Source organism: Streptomyces sp. NPDC060198 (assembly GCF_042728415.1).
GTDB lineage: Bacteria > Actinomycetota > Actinomycetes > Streptomycetales > Streptomycetaceae > Streptomyces.
On record NZ_JBHWZJ010000348.1, the window covers coordinates 1 to 7,343 of the forward strand.

A 7,343-nucleotide genomic window follows, 5' to 3' on the forward strand; every position below is an offset into this window, starting at 1 on the left:
GCCCGGAAGCCGGGGGCGGGGCCGAGGCGCGACGGAGCGGGCGGGCGGCCCGTTCCAGCCCCCACGGAAGGTCTAATTTCAGCCAACCACACGCACGCCCTTTGCCTGTTCTTGACCTTTCCGGGGGCAACCCCTCCGGATCCCCCCGCGTCGGCACGAAAGCTTCACACCAGACCCCTGGCGCCGCTCCCACCAGCGTCTTTCAATGGTCCGCACCATGCCCTCGCTTCGCGCTCTGCTCAGTACCGCGCGCAGGGTCCGGCACAGCCCCCGGCTGTCCGCCGGACTTCCCCCGGCCGACGCGGTCATGCTCGACGCCCCCGACGATCGGCTCTCCCCCGCGCTGGTGGGCGCCGCCGAAGGCGCGTACGGGCCGGCCGCCAAGCTCCTCGCCACCACCCGCGACGCCGCCGACTGGGAACTGCGCGACCGCTACCTCGGCAGGCTGGTCGCCTTCGCCCGGAGCCGGGACGCCTGGCTGGACGACTGGCTCTCCGCCGCCCCCGGCGACCCGGACGCGCTGCTCGTCCGGGCCGGACTCGCGGCGCGCCGGGCGTGGGAGTCGCCCGCGGCGGCGGAGCGGCTGCGGGAGGTCGCCCCGCTGATCACCGCGGCCGCCGAGGCCGACCCGCGCGACCCGGTCCCCTGGCACCTCGCTCTGGACCAGGCCCGGGGCACCCGTGCCCCGCACACCGTGTTCGAGTCGGTCTGGGAGGAGGCGGTCCGACGCTCCCCGCACCACTACGGCTGCCACGTGGCGGCGCTGTACTACCTCTCCGCCACCCGGCGCGGCTCGCACCGCGCGTGCTTCGACTTCGCCGAGCGGGCCGCCGAGGACGCCGCCCCGGACTCCCTGGTGCAGGGGCTGCCGGTGCGCGCCGCCGCCGCGCTGCTCCTCGACCCGCGGGCCGTCGGCTGGACCGCCCCCGTGCCGGAGCGGCGGATCGACGACGCCGCCGACCTGGCGATCGGCCTCTCCGGCGCGTACGCCGCCGGGGACCCCTGGCCCGCCGAGATCCGCAACCTGCTCGCGTACGTCCTGGTCGTGCGGGGCCGCTGGAGCGAAGCACTGGAGCAGTTCCGGCTGATCGGGCCGCACGCCCAGTCGTTCCCGTGGTCCCGGTCGCTCCCCTGGTCCCCGTCGTTCCCGGCGTCCCGGCCCGTCCCGGCGTCCCGGCCCTGGTACCGGTCCGTCCCGTGGTCGCCGGGTACCGAGGACGCACTGGCCCGCTTCCTGGACGCCAGGGACGTGGCGCGGCTCCAGGTGGCCTCGGCGACCCCGCTGTGGAACCGGGCCGCCCACGGCCGGCCCCTCGGCCATTACGCTTGAGCGTTGTGACCACAGCGCACCTGCCCCTCTTCCCGCTCAACGCGGTTCTGTTCCCCGGCCTCGTGCTGCCGTTGAACGTCTTCGAGGAGCGATATCGCGCCATGATGCGCGAGCTGCTGAAGACCGACGAGAACGAACCCCGCCGCTTCGTGGTGGTGGCCGTCCGGGACGGCCGGGAGACCGCGACGACCGGCACCGGGATGCCGGAGAGTGCGGCGGTCCCGGCCGATCTCGCACCCGCCGACGGCTTCGGAGCCGACCCGATCCAGTCCTTCCACCGCGTCGGCTGCGTGGCTGACGCCGCCAAGATCCGTGAGCGCGCCGACGGCACCTTCGAGGTGCTGGCCACCGGCACCACCCGGGTCCGGCTGCTCTCGGTGGACGCGAGCGGCCCGTTTCTGACCGCCGAGGTGGAGCATCTCGCCGAGGACGAGGAGGCCGGCGAGGCCCGGACCCTCGCCGAGGGCGTGATGCGGGCCTTCCGCACGTACCAGAAGCGGCTGGCCGGGGCGAGCGAACGGTCGCTGACCACGGGCGGCGACCTGCCGGACGAACCGTCCGTCGTCTCCTACCTGGTGGCCGCCGCGACCGTGCTGGACGTGGGCACGAAGCAGCGGCTGCTGCAGGCCCCGGACACCGCGACCCGGCTGCGGGAGGAGCTCACCCTGCTCCGCAAGGAGACGGCGGTCATCCGCCATCTCCCGTCGCTGCCCGCCGTGGACCTCACCCGTGCCCCCACGCACCTGAACTGAACCGACCCCGATCCCGCCCCCACCCGAACCAGCCGGAGACCTTCCGCCCGTGGCGAAGAAGACGAAGAAGCAGCAGGGCGGTACCCCCGCCACGGTCGCGCTGACCGCGGCAGGGGCCGCCTTCACGGTCCACTCGTACGAGCACGATCCGGCGGCGCCCAGTTACGGCGAGGAGGCGGCCGAGGCCCTGGGCGTCTCCCCCGACCGGGTCTTCAAGACCCTGGTCGCCGACGTGGACGGCGAACTGACGGTGGCGGTGGTCCCGGTCGCGGGTTCGCTGGACCTGAAGGCGCTCGCCACGGCGGTCGGCGGCAAGCGGGCCGCCATGGCCGATCCGGCGGCGGCCGAGCGCACCACGGGGTACGTACGCGGCGGGATCTCCCCACTGGGCCAGCGCAAGCGGCTGCGTACGGTCCTCGACGACACGGCCGGGTCCCACCCGACCATCTGCGTCTCGGCCGGCCGCCGGGGCCTGGAGGTCGAGCTCGCGGCGGCGGACCTGGCGCGGCTCACCGGCGCGGTGTTCGCGCCGATCGGTCGCGGCTAGCGCAGGCCCGGGTACGGCCCGGGGACGCGGCGTACGTAGGCCGGGACCCCGGAGCGTCAGGGTCCCGCGGGGCCCTCCGGGTCGCTCTGCGCCCGGGCCCGCGTGGCGGGCGCCTCGGCCTGGCCTGCGCCGGGGGTCCCGGGTGCCTCGGGCGCGCCGTGGGCCGGCTGCTGCCCGGCCGTACCGGACGGCTCGGCGCCGCGCGGCGCCCAGTCGGGGTGCGTCCACGGGGCGTCGGGGTCGGGGTCCGGGGGCGTGAAGATTGCCGTGAGGATCAGGTGCACGGCCATCGCGGCCACCGGCCAGGCGAGCAGCGCGCCCTTCGCGTTGAGCTCCAGCGGCGCGTCGAAGGCCACACCCTGGCCGGCGGCCTTGGCGTGGGCGACGACGTCCGAGGTCGGGCCGAGGGCGGCACCCAGCCACCAGGCGAGCAGCCCGCCCAGCACTCCGCCGAGCGCCAGTGCCACCACGGTCAAGATTCCGCCGGACCGCCGGAGCAGGTAGACCACGACGGCCGAGACGATGCCGAAGCCGGCGCCGAGCAGGGCGAACGTGCCGTCCGCCCCGATCGCCTCCTCGCCCTCGCCGTCCTTGAGGTAGACGGCTGTTTCGTCCGAGATCAGCGGGATGCGCGGGGAGAGCCAGAGCCAGAGCAGGCCGAGGGCGACACCCGCGACGGCCAGCACCACGGTGACGGCCGCTGCCCGGACGACCTCGCCCCGCGCTCCGGCGCGGTCGGGCGGTGACTGGGCGGGTGCCAGGTGCGAACCCGCCGGAGGAACCGGCCAGGGCTCGTAGGGCGTCGGCGGATCGGGCGGCGTCAAGGGTGCGGTCACCGTGCCATCGTGCCAGGCGGCCCCGCCCGGCGCCGCACCGGACCTGATCACCGGACACCCTGCCGTCGCCGCACCGCCGTACGTGCGCTGACGGGCGGCCGTCAGCGCACGGCGGCCCGGCGGTACGCCCAGGTCGCCACGGCCAGCGAGAGAACCCCCACCGCCGCGCAGACCCCGAGGTCCAGCGCGACGACCGTCCAGTCCGGGTGGGCGTCGAAGGAGCGGGCCAGCGCCTCCACCCCGTACGTGGACGGCAGCAGATCGCGCGCCCAGCGCACCACCTCCGGCAGCCGTTCGGCGGGCAGTACGCCCAGCAGCAGCGCCGCCGACATGCCGAGCTGCCCCAGCAGGGTGGCCAGCTCCTGGCGTGGCGCCAGGAGGCCCAGCGCGGCCCCCAGCCCGGCCAGCGCCGCCCCGGCCAGCGGGACCACGGCGACCAGCACCCACAGGTGCGACATCGGCAGCTGGAAGAGCGCGCTCCCGGCGACCGCGGTGAAGACGGTGCCGGGCACCGTGAAGGAGGCGTACGCGCCCGCCGCGCCCAGCACCACGGCCGCGGGCGGCACCGGCAGCGTGGCGTAGTGGTCGAGGCCGCCGTCGGCCCTCAGCCGGCCGAAGTACTGGGCGAGCAGGTTGAGCGCGACGAAGGCGACCACCAGCACGCTGGAGCCCGCGACCACGGCCCGCGCCTCGGTGCCGCCGTCGACGACCCCGCGCATCATGATCATGATGCCGACGGACTGGAAGGTCGCCACGAACAGCAGCGGGATACGGGCGACCCGGGCCCGGGAGAGCTGGGCCCGGTACACGGCGGCCAGCGCGGGCAGCAGCCGGGCGCGCGGCGCCAGCGGGGCCGGTTCCCCGGCCCAGGACCCGCAGGCCGTCCCGGTGGGCGTACCCGGGCGGCCCGGCGCCTGCCCGCCGGGCGGGGACACCGCCTCGGCCCGAACGATGCTCGTCACCTGGCGCTGCTCCCGTTCGCTGCCGCTGTTCGTCCACACACGTCTCGTCCGTCCACGTGGCCCCCGCCCGCCGGGGCCAGGGGTTCCGTCGCCCTCACGCCTTCACCAGTCCCCGACGCGCGGCGGCCGCGTCCCCGCCGAGCGCCAGGTAGACGTCCTCCAGGCTGGGTGTGGCCAAGGTGAAGTCGTCCAGTGCCGCGAAGGCAGCGCCGCCGGTCACCGCGGCGACGGCGGCCCGCGCCTCGTCCGGCTTCAGGCGCAGCACCCAGCGACGCCCGGACTCCTCGGCCGAGGGGCGCAGGGCGGCGACCTCCGGGACGTCGAGCGGGGCGCGCTCGCGCCACATCAGCTCGACCCTGACCTCGCCGGCCACCTGCTCCTTGAGGCCCTGCGGGGTGTCGCAGGCGATGACCTTGCCGCGCTCGACGACGGCGACCCGGTCGAGGACCGTCTCCGCCTCGATGACGTTGTGGGTGACCAGCAGGACGGTCGCGCCGTGCTCGGCCCTGCGCCGGTCCACGGCGGCCCAGACGGAGCGCCGGGCGACGGGGTCCATGCCGGTGGTCGGCTCGTCCAGGATCAGCACCGGGCGCCGTCCGACGAGGGCGGCGGCGAAGCAGGCGAGCCTGCGCTGACCGCCGGAGAGCTTCTTCAGGGGGCGTCCGGCCAGTTCGGTGAGGCCGAGTTCCTCCAGTACGGCGTCGCGCTCGGCGCGGGCGTCGCGTACGCAGAGGCCGCGCAGCCGCCCGGTGGTCTCGGCGGCGAGGGACACCGTGAGCTCGTCCAGGGCGGTGGACTCCTGGCCGAGGTAGCCGATGAGCCGGGAGGCGCGTTCGGGATGGCGCACGAGGTCGTGGCCGAGCACCTCGACGCTGCCGGAGTCGGGGCGCATCAGGCCGGTGAGCTGGCGGACCAGGGTGGACTTGCCGGCGCCGTTGGGGCCGAGCAGCCCGAAGATCTCGCCGCCGCGCACCTCCATCGTGACGCCGTCGGTGGCCCGTACCTCGGGCGCGCCGGGCGTGCCGCGGCGGCCCCGGACGGCCGGGTAGGTCTTCACCAGATCACGCACCGCGCACACGGTCCCGGTGGCCCTCAGTGCCTGTGCTGTGCCCGTACTCACGAGGTACGAGAGTACGGGGTCGGATGGTCCGGATTGCGACGGGGGCCGGTCCGGGGCCGTACCCGGCCGTACCGGGCGGGGGCCCGCCGGGTCATTCCGGGGCGGGAGCGCGGTCCACGGCGGCCGTGATGTCGATCTCGCGCCAGAAACCGGCCCGGATGGCGTAGCGGTCGTGCTCGTCGATCTGGTCGTCCTTGTGGGCGAGGAGTCCGAAGCGGGCCGCGTACCGCAGGAGCTCGCCGTCGATCCGGTGCGGGATGCGCGGGTACATGGTGGAGAGCTTCTGGAGGTGGACGCTCTCCGGCAGCCGTTCCATCCAGCGGCGGGCGAAGACCTGGCCCACCTCGAAGGGGTCGCCGCCCACGGTGGTGATGTCCTCCTCGCGGTCGGCCCAGCGCTGTTCGGCGGTGGTGACCTGGGCGAGGGTGGGCAGCGAGGCCGTTTCCGGGGGTTCGCCCAGCGAGCCCCGGTCGGCCCATCCGCGGTCCGAGGACCAGCGCAGTGTGGCGTTCGGCACCGGGGCGGACTGGGCCGTAGCCGGGGCCGAGGGGGCGCCGGCGGTGGCGCGGAGGGCGGCGAGGTCCTTCGGGGTGGGGACGCCCTTGTGGTGGGGCGCGGGCCCGTCCCCGGGCGGACCGGTCTCCGGGCGAGGCGCGGGCGGCGCACCGACGCGGGCCGCCGCCTGGGCCTCCGAGGCGCGCTCGGCGGAGGCCGCGAGGGCCGCCTCGGGCAGGGGTGCGGAGAGGATCGCGGCGATCTCGGGGCGCGGCTGGGGCTGCGGGGCGCAGATCCCGCCGGCCTCCTTGGCGCGGACGGCCTTGGTGATCCAGGCGCGGTCGAGCACGCGGCGCTCGTCGGCCTCGGCCACCAGGTCCTCGGACTGGTTGTAGTCGCCGTCCGCGGCCTGGACGGCCCAGAGGTGGACGGCGACCCCGTGTTCCTTGGCGGACATCAGCCCGGGCAGCAGGTCGCCGTCGCCGGTCACCAGGACCACGTCGGAACACGCGCGGTTGCGGGCCAGTTCGGTCAGTTCGGCGTGCATGGCCGCGTCGACGCCCTTCTGCGCCCAGCGCCCGTCGCTCCGGGTCAGCGCGCCGAGCCGGACGGTGACCCTCGGCATGACCCGCAGCCGGCGGTGCTCGGGCTGCGGTACGCGGTCGGGGGCGCCGTCGAACCAGTAGATGCGCAGCAGGGGTTGCTCGGTGTCGGCCTCGGCCCGCTCGCGCAGACCCTGGATCAGGGCGGCGTGGTCGACGGTGATGCGCGAACGGGCGGGTTCGCCCGCCAGCAGACTCGCGGCGGCGCCCAGCAGGTATCCGGCGTCCACCAGGACGACGCAACGGTCCACGCGTTCCACCCTCTTCCGGAATTCGGCGAACGGCCGTTCAGGGTTTCCGTCGAGTCTGCCCGACCGCGCGGAAGGAGACGGCCGGAACTCGATCTTCGGCGTGGCGGATGCGGTGGAGGTTCTCCGTCGGAGGCCCACAGTGGTGTCCACTACGGAAGGTAATGATCCAACATGCGTGCTCTGTGGGGCTATGTGAGTCTGGCATCGGTCCTGGCAACCAGGAGTCCCCACAGGAGGCATTCACCATGGCCAAGAACAAGAACCGTAAGCAGGGCAGCCAGCAGGACCGCGCGTCCGCCGCGGAGCGCGAGGCGGAGCAGGCGAAGTCGACGTCCTTCGAGGACCGGAGCACGTCTCAGTCGCAGGCCCAGGGCAGCCCCTCGGACGTGGCCCGCAAGCACCAGCGTCGTTTCGGCCACAACTGACGGCCGTGACAACGCAGTAAGGG

At 75.0% G+C, this 7,343-nt stretch carries 8 protein-coding genes; 4 read left to right on the plus strand and 4 right to left on the minus strand.

The features are described 5' to 3' along the window. The first annotated feature begins 205 nt into the window (after positions 1 to 205). From ACFWEP_RS28775 to ybaK, 3 genes are read left to right on the plus strand one after another with little or no spacing between them, the layout of a single operon-like run. Positions 206 to 1,330: a hypothetical protein gene (locus ACFWEP_RS28775; protein ID WP_387374305.1), complete on the plus strand. Its 1,125-nt coding sequence runs from the start codon at positions 206 to 208 to the stop codon at positions 1,328 to 1,330. Positions 1,331 to 1,335: 5 nt separating this feature from the next. Then, complete coding sequence (locus tag ACFWEP_RS28780) at positions 1,336 to 2,082, plus strand: LON peptidase substrate-binding domain-containing protein (RefSeq protein WP_387374307.1); 747 nt, start codon at positions 1,336 to 1,338, stop codon at positions 2,080 to 2,082. Positions 2,083 to 2,131: 49 nt separating this feature from the next. Next, on the plus strand, positions 2,132 to 2,629 hold the full coding sequence (gene ybaK / locus ACFWEP_RS28785; protein WP_387374309.1) for a Cys-tRNA(Pro) deacylase: 498 nt from the start codon (positions 2,132 to 2,134) through the stop codon (positions 2,627 to 2,629). Positions 2,630 to 2,685: 56 nt separating this feature from the next. Here the strand turns inward: ybaK and ACFWEP_RS28790 are convergent, their stop codons facing one another. From ACFWEP_RS28790 to ACFWEP_RS28805, 4 genes are all read right to left on the minus strand, one after another. Then, a complete protein-coding gene (locus ACFWEP_RS28790) occupies positions 2,686 to 3,465 on the minus strand; it encodes an ABC transporter permease (protein WP_387374311.1) in 780 nt (259 codons plus the stop codon). A 101-nt stretch (positions 3,466 to 3,566) separates the two neighbouring features. Further along, positions 3,567 to 4,427, minus strand: coding sequence for an ABC transporter permease (locus ACFWEP_RS28795; protein WP_387374312.1), 861 nt, complete (start codon positions 4,425 to 4,427; stop codon positions 3,567 to 3,569). A gap of 94 nt (positions 4,428 to 4,521) precedes the next feature. Further along, on the minus strand, positions 4,522 to 5,505 hold the full coding sequence (locus ACFWEP_RS28800; protein WP_387374318.1) for an ABC transporter ATP-binding protein: 984 nt from the start codon (positions 5,503 to 5,505) through the stop codon (positions 4,522 to 4,524). Between the two features lie 133 nt (positions 5,506 to 5,638). Continuing rightward, positions 5,639 to 6,895, minus strand: a complete 1,257-nt coding sequence (locus ACFWEP_RS28805; protein WP_387374314.1) for an NYN domain-containing protein — start codon at positions 6,893 to 6,895, stop codon at positions 5,639 to 5,641. Between the two features lie 245 nt (positions 6,896 to 7,140). Between ACFWEP_RS28805 and ACFWEP_RS28810 the strand changes: the two genes are divergently transcribed. After that, a complete protein-coding gene (locus ACFWEP_RS28810; RefSeq protein ID WP_387374316.1) occupies positions 7,141 to 7,320 on the plus strand; it encodes a hypothetical protein in 180 nt (59 codons plus the stop codon). The last annotated feature ends 23 nt before the right edge of the window (positions 7,321 to 7,343 follow it).

What these genes read in the sequence shown, in the direction of transcription:
- ACFWEP_RS28775 (WP_387374305.1), top strand. Translation starts at nt 206, where the DNA reads ATGGTCCGCACCATGCCCTCGCTTCGCGCTCTGCTCAGTACCGCGCGC.
- ACFWEP_RS28810 (WP_387374316.1), top strand. Translation starts at nt 7,141, where the DNA reads ATGGCCAAGAACAAGAACCGTAAGCAGGGCAGCCAGCAGGACCGCGCG.